Origin of the sequence: Arthrobacter gandavensis (assembly GCF_015355785.1) — a bacterium.
Taxonomy (GTDB): Bacteria; Actinomycetota; Actinomycetes; order Actinomycetales; family Micrococcaceae; genus Arthrobacter_B; species Arthrobacter_B gandavensis_A.
The window spans coordinates 495,994-511,704 of the sequence record NZ_JADKYW010000003.1; the positions used below are offsets into that span (position 1 = coordinate 495,994).

Annotated in this window: 11 protein-coding genes; all 11 read left to right on the forward strand. The window is 67.8% G+C overall.

What is annotated here, in order from left to right:
* Window positions 1–30: 30 nt before the first annotated feature.
* Window positions 31–1,749 (forward strand): L-lactate permease, encoded by a 1,719-nt coding sequence (locus ITX31_RS03595; RefSeq protein ID WP_194782082.1) that lies wholly within the window; start codon window positions 31–33, stop codon window positions 1,747–1,749.
* 112 nt (window positions 1,750–1,861) lie between these two features.
* Window positions 1,862–2,596, forward strand: a complete 735-nt coding sequence (locus ITX31_RS03600) for a FadR/GntR family transcriptional regulator (protein WP_194782083.1) — start codon at window positions 1,862–1,864, stop codon at window positions 2,594–2,596.
* A gap of 313 nt (window positions 2,597–2,909) precedes the next feature.
* Window positions 2,910–4,265: a sensor histidine kinase gene (locus ITX31_RS03605; RefSeq protein ID WP_194782084.1), complete on the forward strand. Its 1,356-nt coding sequence runs from the start codon at window positions 2,910–2,912 to the stop codon at window positions 4,263–4,265.
* A gap of 49 nt (window positions 4,266–4,314) precedes the next feature.
* A complete protein-coding gene (locus tag ITX31_RS03610) occupies window positions 4,315–4,974 on the forward strand; it encodes a response regulator transcription factor (RefSeq protein ID WP_194782085.1) in 660 nt (219 codons plus the stop codon).
* Between the two features lie 73 nt (window positions 4,975–5,047).
* Window positions 5,048–7,858, forward strand: a complete 2,811-nt coding sequence (locus tag ITX31_RS03615; protein ID WP_194782086.1) for an FAD-binding and (Fe-S)-binding domain-containing protein — start codon at window positions 5,048–5,050, stop codon at window positions 7,856–7,858.
* Window positions 7,859–8,044: 186 nt separating this feature from the next.
* Window positions 8,045–9,181 (forward strand): ROK family transcriptional regulator, encoded by a 1,137-nt coding sequence (locus ITX31_RS03620; RefSeq protein ID WP_194782087.1) that lies wholly within the window; start codon window positions 8,045–8,047, stop codon window positions 9,179–9,181.
* Between the two features lie 51 nt (window positions 9,182–9,232).
* Window positions 9,233–10,297 carry an extracellular solute-binding protein gene (locus tag ITX31_RS03625; RefSeq protein WP_194782088.1) on the forward strand — a complete coding sequence of 355 codons (1,065 nt, stop codon included), beginning with the start codon at window positions 9,233–9,235 and terminating at the stop codon, window positions 10,295–10,297.
* Between the two features lie 82 nt (window positions 10,298–10,379).
* Window positions 10,380–11,468 carry an ABC transporter ATP-binding protein gene (locus ITX31_RS03630; RefSeq protein WP_194782089.1) on the forward strand — a complete coding sequence of 363 codons (1,089 nt, stop codon included), beginning with the start codon at window positions 10,380–10,382 and terminating at the stop codon, window positions 11,466–11,468.
* Window positions 11,465–13,279, forward strand: coding sequence for an iron ABC transporter permease (locus ITX31_RS03635; protein ID WP_323745570.1), 1,815 nt, complete (start codon window positions 11,465–11,467; stop codon window positions 13,277–13,279). The genes ITX31_RS03630 and ITX31_RS03635 overlap by 4 nt, the downstream gene beginning before the upstream one ends.
* 2 nt (window positions 13,280–13,281) lie before the next feature.
* Window positions 13,282–14,772: a lyase family protein gene (locus ITX31_RS03640; RefSeq protein ID WP_194782091.1), complete on the forward strand. Its 1,491-nt coding sequence runs from the start codon at window positions 13,282–13,284 to the stop codon at window positions 14,770–14,772.
* On the forward strand, window positions 14,769–15,710 hold the full coding sequence (locus ITX31_RS03645) for a carbohydrate kinase family protein (RefSeq protein ID WP_194782092.1): 942 nt from the start codon (window positions 14,769–14,771) through the stop codon (window positions 15,708–15,710). Before ITX31_RS03640 ends, ITX31_RS03645 begins: the two co-directional genes overlap by 4 nt.
* Window position 15,711 lies beyond the last annotated feature (1 nt).

The following is a 15,711-nucleotide window of genomic DNA, read 5'->3' on the forward strand; positions in this document are numbered from 1 at the left end:
ACCAGTTCACCATTCCCCCGGAGGTCCCCCGTGGATCACTTCACCGCCACCACTGACCCGGTGTTCGGCAGCGTCGCCGCATCCGCCGTCGTGGCGCTTATTCCCCTGCTCACATTCTTTGTCCTGCTGGCCTTCGTGAAGGTGAAAGCCCATGTGGCAGGCGGACTGTCCCTGCTGGTGGCAATCGCCGTCGCCATCTGGGCCTTCAAGATGCCCGCCGGACTGGCACTGCTTTCCGCGTCCCAGGGCGCGGTGTTCGGCGCGTTCCCCGTGGTCTGGATCGTCATCATGGCCATCTGGCTCTACCAGGTCACCGTGGTCAGCGGCCGGTTCGAGGACCTACGCCGCGTCTTCGACGTCATCGGCGGCGGAGACGTCCGCATCCAGGCCATCCTGGTGGCGTTCTGCTTCGGCGGCCTGCTGGAAGCCCTGGCCGGATTTGGTGCCCCCGTGGCGATCACCGCCACCATGCTGGTAGCGCTGGGACTGAAGCCGATGAAGGCCGCAGCCGCCGTGCTGGTGGCCAACACCGCACCGGTCGCCTTCGGCGCCATGGCCATCCCGATCACTACTGCCGCCAACCTCACCGGCCTCGATGCGGACCACATCGGTGCCGTCGTCGGCCGCCAGGCGCCGCTGCTCGCCGTCGTGGTTCCGCTGATCCTGGTCTTCATCCTGGACGGTTTCCGGGGTATCCGGGAGACCTGGCCCGCCGCCGCCGTTACCGGTGTTGCCTTCTCCGCCGCGCAGGTGCTGTGCTCCACCTACTTCTCCTACGAACTCACCGACATTGTTGCCGCACTGGCAGGCCTGGGTGCCGCCGTCGTGTTCCTGCGCTTCTGGCAGCCGCGCGGCGTGGAGGGCGCACGGGTGCGCATGGGCCTCTCGGAAATGGCCGTATCCGGTGCCGGCACGTCCGGTTCCGCCGGCGGTTCCGTAGCCGTCCGCGACGGGAACTCGCTGACCGCGTCCCGCACCTGGCTGGCCCTGTTCCCGTACTTCCTGGTGATCATCATCTTCGGCGTCGCCAAGCTCTGGAAGATCGGCGTGGACATCCCCGCGTTCCTGGCGTCGACTGACGTCAAGGTTCCGTGGCCCATCCTGCACGAACGCCTGGTCGATGCGGCCGGGGAACCGGTCTCCTCCACCATCTACACGTTCAACTGGCTGTCCACCCCCGGCACGCTGCTGCTGATCACCGGCCTGATCGTCTCCTTGGTGTACTCCAGGTTCGACGACGGCGGACGCTACACCATGTCCGTGGGCGCCGGTGTGGCAGAGATCGGCCGGACCGTGTGGAACATGCGCTGGGCGGGCCTGACCATCCTCTCCGTGCTGTCCCTGGCCTACGTCATGAACTTCTCCGGGCAGACCGTTTCGATCGGCACCTGGCTGGCCGGTACCGGTGCGTTCTTCGCGTTCCTCTCCCCCGTGCTGGGCTGGGTGGGTACGGCCGTCACCGGTTCCGATACCTCCGCGAACGCACTGTTCGCCCGCCTGCAGCAGACCGCCGGCCTGGAAGCCGGGATTGATCCGAACCTGCTGGTGGCGGCGAACACTACCGGCGGCGTCGTAGGCAAGCTGATCAGTCCGCAGAACCTGGCCATTGCCGTGACGGCGGTCAAGCTGGACGGCCAGGAATCGGTGCTGTTGCGCAAGGTGGTGGGCTGGAGCGTCGCCCTGCTGCTGGTTCTCTGCACCGTTGTGTACCTGCAGTCCACGCCGGTCCTCGGCTGGATGCTTCCGTAACTGGACGAACGGCGGCCGGGCGAACCCTTAACCGGTTCTTCCGGCCGCCCTTTTTGTACCCTTACGACCAGCAGGACCAGCCTGCCCGCCGCGCCCGTGCAAGGATATTGCAGTGACTTCTCCCGCCTCCCTTCCGCCCCGCCGCAGCTATGACCTGCTGCTGGAGAACATCGAAGCCGACCTGCGCTCCGGTGCCATCAAACTCGGTGACCAGCTCCCGGGCGAGCGGACACTGGCCGAAACCTACGGCATCTCACGGGCATCTGTCCGGGAAGGCATCCGGATCCTGGACGCCATGGGGGTGCTGCGCTCCTCCGCCGGTTCCGGCCCCAAGTCCGGGGCGATCATCGTTTCCGAGCCTTCCGCCGGCCTCTCCTCCGCGCTGCGCCTGCATATGGCCAGCAGCAGGCTGTCTGTGGAAGACATCGTGGAGACCCGCGTGCTGCTGGAAACCTGGGCCGCGCAGGCTGCCGCCGGCGCCCCGGACAGCCCGGAAAAACAGGCGGCCCTGGACCGCGCCCGCGACCTGCTCGAGGCCATGGACCGCCCGGACCTGGACCGGGACACCTTTCACACCCTGGACGCCCGCTTCCACGTGGAGCTCAGTTCCCTGGCCGGAAACTCCGTCATCGAAACCATGATGGACTCCCTCAGCGGTGCGATCCGCGGGTACGTCAAGGAAGCCATGGACAACTTCGATGACTGGCCGCGCGTCCTCGCCTCGCTGCGGGAGCAGCACCACGGGATCTACGACGCCGTTGCTGCCCGCGACGGTGCACTGGCTGCCGACCGCCTGCGCGAGCACATCACCTGGTTCTACGCCCAGATTCCGGCAGCGGAGGGGTAGGGGCGGACCTGGCTGCCGGGTGCTGTCCCGTGCGGCACGTTTCCCTCCGGTTCGGGACATCCCCAAGTGAAGTGAAAAGGAAGTCAGCCGGCTCGCTCGGGGCGGTCATGCCTGGCAGGGCATCCGCAGCGCACTCTCCAACGCACCACCGAGCTGCACCCGGATAGCGCCGCCACACCGACCGAGACTGCGCCACGGCACGGCGACTGCACCCGGGCTTGCCGCCGCACCACCGGCAAAATCCCGCCTCCCCCGAAATACCCGGGGGAAAACCCCATGGTCCAAGCACACGGACACATAGGAAGCTGGATCCATGACCAACATCTACTCCGACCCCGGTGCCGTGCCGGAACCCGTGTTCGCACCCGCTCCAGCGCCCGCTCCCGGACAGGACAGGCAGCTCCGCCGGCCCGCGTTCTTCCGCAGCACCACCTGGCGTGCCTTCTGCTACCACTGCGTGAGCCTGCTCCTGGCACCTCTGGCCTTCACCTATGCGGTAACCACGGTGTCCCTCGGAGCTTCCCTGCTGGTGACCGTCGTGGGCCTGATCGTTGTCGCCGCCATGGTGGTCGCCGCCAGATACTGGGGCACCGTCAACCGCGGCCTTACCCGGTCCCTCCTGGACCGGCACGTCCCGGCACCGGTCCCCTTTGCCTCCCGGCCCGGATTCTTCGGCTTCCTGCGCTCCGGACTCGCTGACACTGCCGGCTGGCGTGCCATCGCCCACATGGGCGTCAGTTTCGTGACGTCCATAACCGCGGCCGTCCTCAGCATCACCTTCCTGGTCACCGGCCTGGGGTGCATGACGCACTGGTACTGGTCCCAGTGGCTCCCGCCGATGCAGGCCTCCGACGGCAGCTGGCACCGCGGCAGCATGATCGCCCCGGACGTGTTCGTAGACGGTTTCTGGTGGCAGGCGGCCTATGCGGGCGCCGGAGTGCTGCTGACCTTTGTACTCTGGCCAGCTGTCAACAACGGAGCCGCCAAGCTCCAGGGCCTCCTCGCGGCGTCGCTGCTGGGTCCTACCGCCGCGCAGGAGCGGGTCCGGGATCTGGAAGCCAGCCGCAGCAGCTCCGTCAACACCGCGGACGCACGGCTCGCCCGGATTGAACGCGACCTGCACGACGGCACGCAGGCGCAGCTGGTTGCCATCGCCATGAAACTCGGCGACGCCCGGGACCGGCTCTCCGCCGGGGACACGAACGAAGACCTGCAGCGCCTGCTGGACAGCGCCCACGGAACGGCAAAGGACGCTTTGGCGGACCTGCGCGGAATTGCCCGCGGCATCCGCCCTGCAGTTCTGAACGACGGACTCGACGCCGCCCTGGAGTCACTCGCTGCAACGGCACCGCTGCCGGTGGAGCTGGACTACCAGCTTGGCGTCCGGCCCGCTCCCGCAGTGGAGGCCATCGCCTATTACAGCGCGGCTGAAGTGCTGAACAACGCCGTCAAGCACTCCCGCGGCACCGGTGCCTGGATTTCAGTTTCCGGCCAGGACAACCGGCTCTTCCTCACCGTCACTGACAACGGGACCGGCGGCGCCGATCCGGCAGCCGGCACCGGACTTGCCGGTCTGGCCGAACGGGTCCGCACCGTGGACGGCACACTGCACATCTCTTCTCCGGCAGGCGGTCCCACAGCGGTGACGGTCAGCCTTCCGCTTGGGTAGCGGCACCGGGATGCAGGCGTACGGCAGTTCCATGCGGCAGGCTACAGGTATGAGGATTGCGATTGCCGAGGATTCGGCGCTGCTGCGCGCCGGACTGGTGGAACTGCTGGCCGGCCGCGGCCACGAGGTGGTGGCCGCAGCCGGGGACGCCGAACAGCTGTTCGCTGCACTTGAAACCGCACGGCCCGACGTCGTCATCCTGGACAACCGGATGCCGCCCACCCACACCAGCGAAGGCATCCGGGCTGCGCTAACCTTAAGGGAAACCCGGCCGGAGATCGGAGTCCTGCTGCTGTCCCAGTACGTGGAGACCCGCTACGCCACCCGGCTCTTTGCCGGCGAGCCCAGTGGCACAGGCTACCTGCTCAAGGACCGGGTGGCGGATGTGCGCACCTTCCTGGACACACTCGAACGGATCCGGGCCGGGGAAACCGTGCTGGACCCCGAAGTGGTGCGGCAGCTGATGGGTGCAGGGAAGGCCGCTGGCCTTGGATCGCTCACCCCGCGGGAGACGGATGTCCTGGACCTCATGGCGCAGGGACGGACAAATGCCGGCATTTGTGCTGAACTGTTCCTCTCCGCCGGCGCGGTGGAGAAGCACATCACTTCCATTTTCAGCAAGCTGAACCTGGCACCGGCGGCAGGGGACCATAGACGCGTCCTGGCCGTCCTGCAGTACCTCCAGGCCGCCTCGCCGGGTTTGGCCTGACCATTCCACCGTGTCCCGGGCATAGAGTTGAATCGGGAGACCAATCCCCGTCTATGTCATGGATCAGGATCGTATGTCAGTTACAGCACAGGAAACCGCCACCGCCATCTCCGAACTGGGGAGCGGAGGAATCAGCACCCGGGAAATCGACCGCCGGAAAATGGCACACGATGCATCCCATTACCTCCTGATCCCGCAGGCGGTCGCCACGCCCTCCACCACGGATGAAGTGGCACAGCTGATGCGCCGCAGCCGCGAACTGGGCATCCCGGCAACGTTCCGCTCCGGCGGCACCTCACTCTCCGGCCAGGCCGTGAGCGACAGCCTCCTGATCGATACCCGCCACCACTTCCGGGACATCGGAGTGCTCGACGGCGGCGCCCGCGTCCGCGTGGCTCCCGGCGCCACCGTACGCTCGGTCAACTCCAGGCTGGCAGCATTCGGCCGGAAGCTTGGCCCCGATCCCGCCAGCGAAATCGCCTGCACGATTGGCGGCGTCGTGGCCAACAACTCTTCCGGCATGGCCTGCGGCACCGAGTTCAACACCTACCGGACCCTCGAATCGATGGTCCTGGTGCTGGCCAGCGGCACGGTCCTGGACACCGGAGCGCCGGACGCCGAGGAGAGGCTGCGCGCCCTGGAACCCGAACTCTTCGAAGGACTGCTCCGCCTGCGCGGCCGGATCGTGGCGAACACGGACTCCGTTGCCACCATCACCCGCCTGTTCTCGATGAAAAACACCATGGGCTACGGGCTGAATTCATTCCTTGACTTCGAGAGCCCGGCAGACATCCTGGCGCACCTGATGATCGGCAGCGAGGGCACCCTGGGCTTCGTGGCGCAGGCGACCTTCCGCACGGTACCTGCCCTGCCCAAGGTCGCCACCGGCCTGATGTTCTTTGACACGCTCGACGCCGCTGCCACCGCCCTGCCCAGCCTCACCGCCACGGGCCTGGCAACCGTTGAGCTCATGGACGCCACCTCCCTGCGCGTGGCCCAGCTGGCAGCGGATGCACCGCTTGAACTGCGGGACCTGGAACTCAAGTCCCACGCCGCCCTCCTCGTGGAGCACCAGGCGGCCACTGCCGAGGAGCTGGAGGCCAAGCGGAATGCATCCCTGCCGCTCTTCGAGTCACTGAGCCTGGCAGCACCGTTCGCCATGACCACCGATGCCCGGGACCGCGCCGGCATGTGGCACATGCGCAAGGGCCTCTACACCACGGTGGCCGGTGCCCGCCCCTCCGGCACCAATGCCCTGCTGGAGGACATTGTGGTTCCGGTGCCGTCGCTGGCACGGACCTGCGCCGAGCTGGCCACCCTGTTCGCGGCCCACCACTACAAAGACTCCGTGATCTTCGGGCATGCCAAGGACGGCAACATCCACTTCATGCTCAATGAGAACTTCAGCGATCCGGCCGAGCTGGCCCGCTACGAGGCCTTCACCGAGGAGATGGTGGACCTGGTCCTCGGCGAAGGCGGCTCGCTGAAGGCCGAGCACGGCACCGGCCGGATCATGGCCCCCTACGTCCGGCGCCAGTACGGCGATGAGCTGTACGAAATCATGGTGGAGGTCAAGCGCCTGATCGACCCCGCGAACCTGCTCAACCCGGGCGTGCTGATCAATGAGGATCCGCGGTCCTACGTGCAGAACCTCAAGGTTGCGCCCACGGTCGAGACGGAAGTGGACCGCTGCGTCGAGTGCGGCTACTGCGAACCGGTATGCCCCAGCAAGGACCTGACCACCACGCCCCGCCAGCGCATTGTGCTCCGCCGCGAAATTGCCGACGCCGAAGCCCGCGGCGATTCGGAGCTCGCCGCCACCCTGCGGGCGGACTACGACTACGACGGCGTGCAGACCTGCGCCGTGGACGGAATGTGCGGCACGGCCTGCCCCGTGCTGATCAACACCGGCGACCTTGTTCGCCGGCTCCGCGCGGAGAACACCAGCAAGGCAGCAGACGCCGGCTGGAAAGCTGCCGCCGGACGCTGGGGGACCATGACCTCCGCGGGCGGCAAGGCCCTGACCCTGGCCAAGGCCGTCCCCCCTTCCCTGCCCAGGCTCGCCACCGCCGTCGGGCGTGCGGTCCTCGGTGCCGACAACGTGCAGTCCTACGAGACCGTGCTTCCCGCCGGAGGCACCCGGCGCACCCCGCATGAGGACGCGGATCCGGTGGCTGTGTTCTTCCCTGCCTGCATCGGCACCATGTTCGGGCCGGCCGCAGGCGGAGAAGGATCCGCCCCGGCGTTCATGGAAGTCTGCGGGCGCGCCGGGGTTGGGCTGCGCATCCCCAAGGGCATTGAAAACCTCTGCTGCGGCACTCCGTGGAAGTCCAAGGGCTTCTCCTCCGGCTACTCGGTGATGACGGAGAAGGTCCTGGCCAACCTGTGGGTGGCCACCAACGGCGGACAGCTCCCGGTGGTGTGCGACGCCGCATCCTGCACTGAAGGACTGGACACCATGAAGCGCCTGGCCGGGGAGAGCCCGGTCTACCCGGGCCTGAGGTTCGTGGACTCCGTTGACTTTGTCCGGGAGAGCATCCTTCCCCGGCTGGAAGTGACCCGAAAGCTGGGCTCGCTGGCGCTGCACCCCACCTGCTCCTCCACCCAGCTGGGGGCCAATGACGCGCTCAGCGAGATTGCCGCTGCCGTCAGCTCCGAGGTCTTCGTGCCGCCGAGCTGGGGCTGCTGCGCCTTCGCCGGGGACCGCGGCCTGCTGCATCCCGAGCTCACTGCGTCCGCAACCCGGAAGCAGGCCGGGGAAATCAATGCCCGGACCTTCGACGGGTACGCCTCGGTGAACCGCACCTGCGAAATCGGCATGAGCAAGGCCACGGGGCAGAGCTACCGCCACATCCTGGAGTACCTGGCCGAAGCCACGCGCTAATGTGCGCGCTGGCCGTCGGCGATTCCGCCGGGGCCGGCGCCGTTTCCATCGTCCCGCGCCGGTTCGCTAACCGGCGCGGGGTCCCCTGCTTCGAACACTGAGCGGGACATCCCCCCTCGGCGCACCGCCGTCGTCACGCAGGAAAAATTCCTTGCAATCTTACTTTCTTCACCGTATAAAGTAAGAATGTCGTCCACCTCACATGCACCAACCGGCCGCCGGGAACTCCGGCGGATCCGGGTGGAGTCCGTAATGGGGGCCCTGCTGTCCCACGGCCCCATCTCCCGCACCGACCTCGCTGCGGCCACCGGATACAGCCCCTCCACCGTCACCGGAATAGTGCATGAGCTGCAGGAACTGGGATACCTCCAGGAAGTCGGCCAGCGCGAATCCACCGGCGGGCGCCGGCGCACGCTGATGGAGATCGACCGCTCCGCCGTGGTCCTGGTGGTGGCCGAGGTGTCCCGCGGAGCCGTCCGCGCCAGCCTGGTGGACCTGGACGCCGCAGTCCTTGAAACCCGGGAGTCGGTGTTCGACGCCGGGGACCCCGTGTCCTCCACCGCCCGGGCAGTAGCGGAACTGGCTGCCGCCGCGCCCCGCAGGCCTGCCCGCCTCGTCCTGGCGCTCCCGGGCGTCGTAGGCACGGACGGTACGGTCAGCCTCGCACCGGATTTCGCCGCAGCCAACGGCTCCGAACTCGCCGGTGAACTGCAGCGCCGGACCGGACTGCAGGTCACGCTCGAGAATGACGTCAACCTGGTAGCCCTCGGCGAGCGCAGTGCCGGTGCCGCCGCCGGCGTCGATGACCTGGTGCTGATCCACGTGGCCGAGGGCATTGGCGCCACAATCCTGAGCGGCGGCAGGCTCCTCCACGGGGCGACGCGTTCCGCCGGTGAGGTTGGCTTCCTGCCCGTGGCGCCCCGCCCGCTCCCCCACGGAAACCGCGGCCCCTTCGAAGCTGCCTGGAGCACCCCCGCGATTGCAGCGGCTGCCTCCTCTGCAGGGCTCGACGCCGGCGGGCCGGTGATCGCACGGATCTGCAGCGACGAACGCACCCGTGCCCTGCGCGACGAGGTACTGGACGCCTGGGCGTGGGCCGCCGTCGTCTGCGCCTGTGTCCTGAACCCTGCGCTCGTTGTTTTCTCCGGCGACGCCGTGGACCTGGACAACCCGGCCCGCGCCGCACTGGCCGGCCGGATCCGCGCCGCAGCGCCGTCGGCCCCGGATGTCACTTTCGCGTCCCTGGGCGATGCCGGCATCCTGCACGGTGCCGTGGCCCGCGTCCTGGAAGACCCCTCAGCCCTCCTCACACCCGGCAGCTAACCCCGCCGGCATTACCAACCACCCGCACCACCCACACCCAAGGAGAAGTACATGATCCGCACTGTCCGCAAGCCGCTCGGCGCCGTTGCCGGCGGCCTCGCGCTGATGCTCGCTCTCTCGTCCTGCGGCCTGGACGATTCGTCCTCCGGTTCCGAAGGTTCCGACGGCGGCACCCTCACCATCTACACCGCCCGGGACAAGGGCCTGGCCGAAGCGGTCGTGGCCGATTTCGAGGCAGCCAACCCGGATTACGCCGGCAAGGTGGAGATCCTTACCCTCGGTGCCCAGGAAGCACTGGAGCGCATCCGTGCGGAGAAGGCCAACCCGCAGGGCGACATCTGGTGGGGCGGCACCGGCCAGCAGATGAAGCAGGCAGCCGGGGATGACATCCTCGCCGCCGCTCCGGAAGCAGTGATCGACGCCGTTCCCGAAGACCTGCGTGACCCCGCCGGCCTCTGGGTTGGCGAAATGCAGCTCGCCGAGGTGATCTTCTACAACCACGACATGCTCGGCGAAGAAGAAGCCCCCAAGGACTGGGATGACCTGGTTGCTCCGGAAATGGCGGACAAGCTGGCCATCCGCGACGTCGAGGCCTCCGGCACCATGCGCAGCATCTACTCCGCCATGATCGACCGCCAGTACGACGCCGCGGGCTCGCCCGAGGCAGGCTACGACTGGCTGCGCAAGCTCGACGCGAACACCAAGGTCTACGCTGCCAACCCCACCGATCTCTACCTGCGGGTAACCCGGCAGGAAGCCGCAGCCAGCGCCTGGAACCTGCAGGACGTCATGCTGCAGATCGAGAGCCAGAATGCCCCCTACACTCCGGTGATTCCCGAGTCCGGCGCTCCGATGCTCGTGGACGGCGTGGCCAAGATCAAGAACGGCCCGTCCAGCGACGCCGCTGACGCGTTCCTCGAGTTCCTCTTCAGCGAGGAGACCCAGAAGGACCTCTCCGAGACCTACTACCAGATCCCCTCGATCGAAATGACCGAGACCCCGGCCTGGCTGGCCGAACTGGACCTGGTTGAAATGGACGTCGACTGGGACCGCATTGGCCAGAACGAATCCGAGTGGATCGGCTACTGGGCCGAAAACATCAAGGGCAAGGGCTAACCCAGCCCGGACAGGCAGCCGGCGCCCCGGCGCCGGCTGCCTCCCCCACCTTCCAACCCCCTACCCCCTGCGGAGAGCAGCCATGACACGAGTCCTCCTCGAATCGATCGAAAAACGGTACCCGGGTGCCGCGCCTTCAGTGGCAGACCTTAACCTCACCATCGAAGACGGCGAGTTCTTCACCCTCCTGGGCCCGTCGGGGTGCGGCAAATCCACCACCCTGCGCATGGTTGCCGGCTTCATCCAGCCCTCCCGCGGGCGGATCCTGTTTAACGACCGCGATGTCACGAACACCGCGCCCAACCGCCGCGACACCGGCATGGTGTTCCAGAACTACGCCCTGTTCCCGCATATGACGGTGCGCGCCAACGTGGGCTACGGCCTCAGCGTGCGGCGCACCGCGCGGGCAGAGAAAAACAAGCGCGTGGACCGCGCCCTGCAGCAGGTTGGCCTAGACGGCTACGCAGAGCGCCGCATCGACATGCTCTCCGGCGGACAGCAGCAGCGCGTGGCGCTGGCCAGGGCCCTGGTCATCCAGCCCTCGGTCCTGCTGCTTGACGAGCCGCTCTCCAACCTGGACGCGAAGCTCCGCGAGGAAACACGGGCAGAAATCCGCGGGACCCAGAAGGCTGCCGGCATCACCAGCATCTATGTCACCCACGACCAGGCGGAAGCCATGGCCATGAGCGACCGCGTCGCCATCCTCGAGTCCGGCCGGCTGCACCAGGTTGCTCCCCCGCGCGAGGTTTACCACCGTCCGGCAACATCCTTCGTGGCCCGGTTCATCGGCCGTTCCAACGTGCTTGAATGCACCGTGCTGGAAACCGGCACCGACTCCGTGCACCTCAAGCTGGCCGACGGTTCGGTGCTGCGCGCCCCGCGGGTAGCCGGCACTGTCTCCGGAAGCGCCGGCGCCGGGGACATCGCCGCCGTCAGCCTGCGCCCCGAATCATTCACCATGCACACCGATGCCGGCGGCGAGAGCCGCCCGGGCACCCTGCGCGGCACGGTCAAGACAGCCGAGTTCACCGGTGCCGTCAACGTTTACGAAGTTGAATGGAACGGCCAGGACCTGGTGGTCTCCGTTCCCGATTCCGAGGACCGGGCACAGCCCGGGGACAGGGTCACCCTGTTCCCGCATCCGGACCGGGTCTGGCTGGTGGCCCCGTGACCGGCCTCGCTGCGAAGCTGCGCAACCGCAGCGGAACCACGTCCTCAGACCGGTTCATCTACTGGCTGGCCGTTCCGCTGGCCCTCATCCTCCTGCTGTACATCGTCATTCCCATGTTCGCGACCGCCCGCACCAGCGTCGACGGTGGAATCGGCAACTACAGCGGCTTCTTCGGCGGGAACTCCGGCCGGGCACTGGGCCTCTCCGTAGGCATCTCCGTGGTCTCCGTGATCACCACCGGCGTGATCGGCACGGCGCTGGCCGTGCTGCTGACCCGCTTCGACTTCCCCGGACGCAACGTGCTGCGGCTGTTCGCGATGCTGCCCATGGCACTGCCGCCGCTGATCGGTGCCGTCTCCTTCTACTTCCTCTACGCGGAAAGCGGGATCCTGCCGCGCTTCCTGGCGCAGTACTTCGGGGCAGACCCCGGAGCGGTTTCCGCCAACGGCGTCCTGGGCGTACTGCTGGTCCACACCATGACCATGTACCCCTACTTCTATCTGGCCGTCTCCTCCGGCCTGGCCGGTTCCGACGCCTCCATGGAAGAAGCCGCGCTGAACCTGGGTGCCAGCCGCTACACCATGTGGCGCACGGTGCTGCTGCCCATGCTGACTCCGGCCCTGGTTTCCGGCGCCCTGCTGACCTTCATGGTCTCCATGGCGTCCTTCACCGCACCGCAGTTCTACAACGTGCAGACGCTGACCATGCAGATCGTGGCCTCGCGGACCTCCGGTGCCTACGAACTCGCCGCTGCCCAGTCCACGGTGCTGTCCGTCGTCTCCATCCTGTTCCTGCTGGCAATGCGCTGGTACCAGAACCGGCGGGTGCACCGCAGTGCTTCCAAGGGGACGCCGCAGGCAGTGAAGGTCATCCACGGAGCCCTTCCCCGCCTTGGTGCGGGACTCGGTTCCGCCGTCCTGGTGCTAATCCTGATGGCACCGGCCGCCGTCATTGTGCTGCTGGCCTTCACCGTGGACGGTTCCTGGACCGTGCAGATCCTGCCCAGCCAGTACACGCTGGGGAACTTCTCCCGGATCTTCACCGATCCGGCGACCCTGCGCCCCATCCTGGTGAGCAGCCAGATGGCGTTCATCGCCATGATCGCGTGCACCGTCGTCGGCGTCATTGCCTCCTGGGTCGTCACGCGGTGGAAGGGTCCGGGCAAGGGACTGCTGGACGTGATGGTCATGATTCCCTGGGCACTGCCCGGCACCGTCGTCGGCGTCAACCTGGTGACCGCATTCGCCAGTCCCTCGCCCTTCAACCTGGGACAGGTGCTGATCGGTTCGCTGTGGATCCTCCCGGTCGCCTACTTTGTGCGGTTCCTTCCGCTGGTCTTCCGGTCCGCCAACGCGGCGCTGGCCCAGATTGACCCCTCCGTGGAGGAAGCGGCCCGCAACCTTGGTGCCGGCCACTGGCGGGTGCTGCGGACCGTGACGGTTCCGCTGATGTACCGCGGCATCCTGGCCGGCGCACTGATGGCGTTCATCCAGGGCTTCGGGGAGTACGTGGCTTCCGTGGTGATCTATCCGGCGCGCTTCGCACCGCTGTCCGTGGAGATCTACAACCGGATCTACTCCAACGAGTTCGGCACCGCCGCAGCGTACGGCACCCTGCAGATGGGCCTGATCCTGATTGTCCTGATCATCTCGCAGCGGCTTGAAAACCCGGGCAGCGGCGGCATCGCCAAGATGCTCAAGCGCCGCCGCCGCCCCACCGTGGAGACTCCGCTGGTTGGACCCATGCCGCCCACCGCCACCCCGCTGCCGATTCCCTCTTCCGCCGCCCCCGACCTGAAGCCGGTGAAATAAGCATGACTATCCCCTCCCGTCCCCTCCTGACCGACCGCCCGGACCTCTCCGTTTACTGGGACAACCACCTCCGCGATGCCTTCGAGGAAGCGGCAGCCAACATCTATCCGCCCATGGTGGAAGCCTCCCTGGCGCATGTCTGGATGCTCGACGACGAAGGCATCCTGCCGCGCGAACGCTCGGCCCGGCTGGAGAAGGGCCTGCTGGAACTCTGGGAACGGATTACCGACGGCCGGCAGGAATACGTCTTCGACGGCTCCGTGGAGGACCCGTACTACTTCATGGAACAGCAGCTGGCCGCTGCCTGCGGCATCTCCACCTCGGAGCTGGACGTCCAGCTGGCCCGCAGCCGCAACGACCTCGACGCGGGTGCCTTCCGGATGGTGCTCCGGCGCCAGATCCTGGACCAGGCGGACCTGGTGTTCCAGGCTGCCGCCGACGCCGCTGAACTGGCCCGCCGGCATGCGGACGCACTGATCATCGGCTTCACCCACCGCCGCCCGGCCCAGCCCACCACCATCGGCCATGTTCTGGGAGGCCTGGCCGAAGCCCTGCTGAGCCAGGGGCGGGAGCTGCTGGACATCTACGCGGAAATGAACGTTTCCCCGCTGGGTTCCGCCGCGTTCACCGGATCCGATGTGCCGATCAACCCGCAGACCGTCGCCGGCCTGCTGGGCTTCGATTCAACGTTCACGTCCAGCTACGAGGCGGTGGCCGGGGCGGAGCACTTCATGCGCCTGGCCGCTGCCCAGGCCCGGATCTGCGCCACCGGGGCCCGGTTCTCCCGCGTGCTGCTGGAATGGATGACTTTCGGCTGGGTGGCCACCCCGAATGCCTACACCCAGGGCTCCTCGATCATGCCGCAGAAGAAGAACCCCGTGGTCCTGGAGCACATGGTCTCCATGGCCGGTGCCGCCGCCGCGGACATGTCCGCCACCTACGCGAACATCAACTCCGGCTGGTACGAGGACTCCAACAACGCCACCACGGATGTGCAGAAGCACCTGTGGCGCGCCTCGGACCGGGTGATCCGGTTCGTGCGGATGCTGGACGGCCTGCTGGGCGAATTCACCGTGCTGCGGCTTCCGGACAAGGCGGAGATCGTCCGCTCGGGTGCCACCACCACGTCCGTTGCGGAGGCGCTGGCAGTCGCCGGGGTGCCCTGGCGCGGAGCGCATGACGTCGTCGGGCGGCTGTTCAAGTCCGCTGACCCCACGGCGTGGTCGCGGGAGCAGGTGACCGGGGCCCTGGCCGCCGGGAACATCAGCGCGGACCTGGCCGATCTGGTGCTCGCCGCCGGAACCGATCCGGGACGCATCCTGGACCGGCCGCAGGCCGGCAGCCCCGGTATCAAGGCCGTCACCGCAACCGCCGACCTGGCGGCGGAAGCTGCCCGCACCCTGGCCGTCCGTACCGCCGAACTGCGCGCCGGCATCGACGCAGCCCGCGCTGGCCTGCTGGAACGCGCCCGGGCGCTGGCGGCCGCGGCATGAGCGGTGCGCAGGCCGGCATCACCGTTGTAGGGAACACCAACCTGGACATCATGGTGTCCGGGACAGCAGAACTCCCGAAACCCGGAACCGAAGCGATCGTGCCGGGCATCGACATCCGGCTGGGCGGGTCTGCCGGGAACCTCGCTGTCCGCTGCGCCGGGCTGGGACAGGACACCGTCCTGGTCAGCAGGGTCGGAGACGACGCGTCCACCCGGCTGGTAGAGCAGGAACTGGCCCTGCCCGGGCTGTCGGCGATACTGGTGCGGGACACTGCGCTGCCCAGCGGCATCACCGTGGCCGTTGAGGCACCCGGCCGGGACCGTGCCTTCATATCCTCACTGGGAGCCATGGCGGAGCTGACGCCGCGGGATGTTCCTGCCTCCGCCCTCGGCGCCGGCACGGTGGTGCTGGCCGGCTACTTCCTGCTGCCCAAACTGCGCGGGAACGCCGCCGCTGGACTCTTCGCCGCGGCCCGTTCAAACGGGGCCCTCACCGTGCTGGACACGGGCTGGCCTGCCGAAGGCTGGACCGAAGAGGTCCGGGCGGAGGTCCGCGGCGTGCTTGATTCCGTTGACCTGTTCCTGCCGAACAACGATGAGCTCACCGGCCTGACCGGGAACCCGGATCCGCAGGCCGCCGCCCTGCTGCTGGCGGGGCAGACGTCCACGCTGGTGGCCGTGAAACTCGGAGCCGACGGCGCCGGGCTGGCGCTGCCTGACGGAACCTGGCTGCACTCGGCTGCCCGGCCGGTAATGCCGGTGGACAGCACCGGCGCCGGGGACGGCTTCAACGCCGCGTTCCTGGCCTGCCTCGCCCGCCGGGACACCCCCGCGCAGGCCCTGGCCGCCGCGGTCAGCTACGCCACCGAGCTGGTGGCCACCGCTCCCGAGCGGCGCAGCGCCGTCGTCCTGCCCGAAACCCAGCCGCTGTCCCTGTAGG

What these genes read in the sequence shown, in the direction of transcription:
- ITX31_RS03605 (WP_194782084.1), top strand. Translation starts at nt 2,910, where the DNA reads ATGACCAACATCTACTCCGACCCCGGTGCCGTGCCGGAACCCGTGTTC.
- ITX31_RS03610 (WP_194782085.1), top strand. Translation starts at nt 4,315, where the DNA reads ATGAGGATTGCGATTGCCGAGGATTCGGCGCTGCTGCGCGCCGGACTG.
- ITX31_RS03615 (WP_194782086.1), top strand. Translation starts at nt 5,048, where the DNA reads ATGTCAGTTACAGCACAGGAAACCGCCACCGCCATCTCCGAACTGGGG.
- ITX31_RS03620 (WP_194782087.1), top strand. Translation starts at nt 8,045, where the DNA reads ATGTCGTCCACCTCACATGCACCAACCGGCCGCCGGGAACTCCGGCGG.
- ITX31_RS03625 (WP_194782088.1), top strand. Translation starts at nt 9,233, where the DNA reads ATGATCCGCACTGTCCGCAAGCCGCTCGGCGCCGTTGCCGGCGGCCTC.
- ITX31_RS03630 (WP_194782089.1), top strand. Translation starts at nt 10,380, where the DNA reads ATGACACGAGTCCTCCTCGAATCGATCGAAAAACGGTACCCGGGTGCC.
- ITX31_RS03640 (WP_194782091.1), top strand. Translation starts at nt 13,282, where the DNA reads ATGACTATCCCCTCCCGTCCCCTCCTGACCGACCGCCCGGACCTCTCC.
- ITX31_RS03645 (WP_194782092.1), top strand. Translation starts at nt 14,769, where the DNA reads ATGAGCGGTGCGCAGGCCGGCATCACCGTTGTAGGGAACACCAACCTG.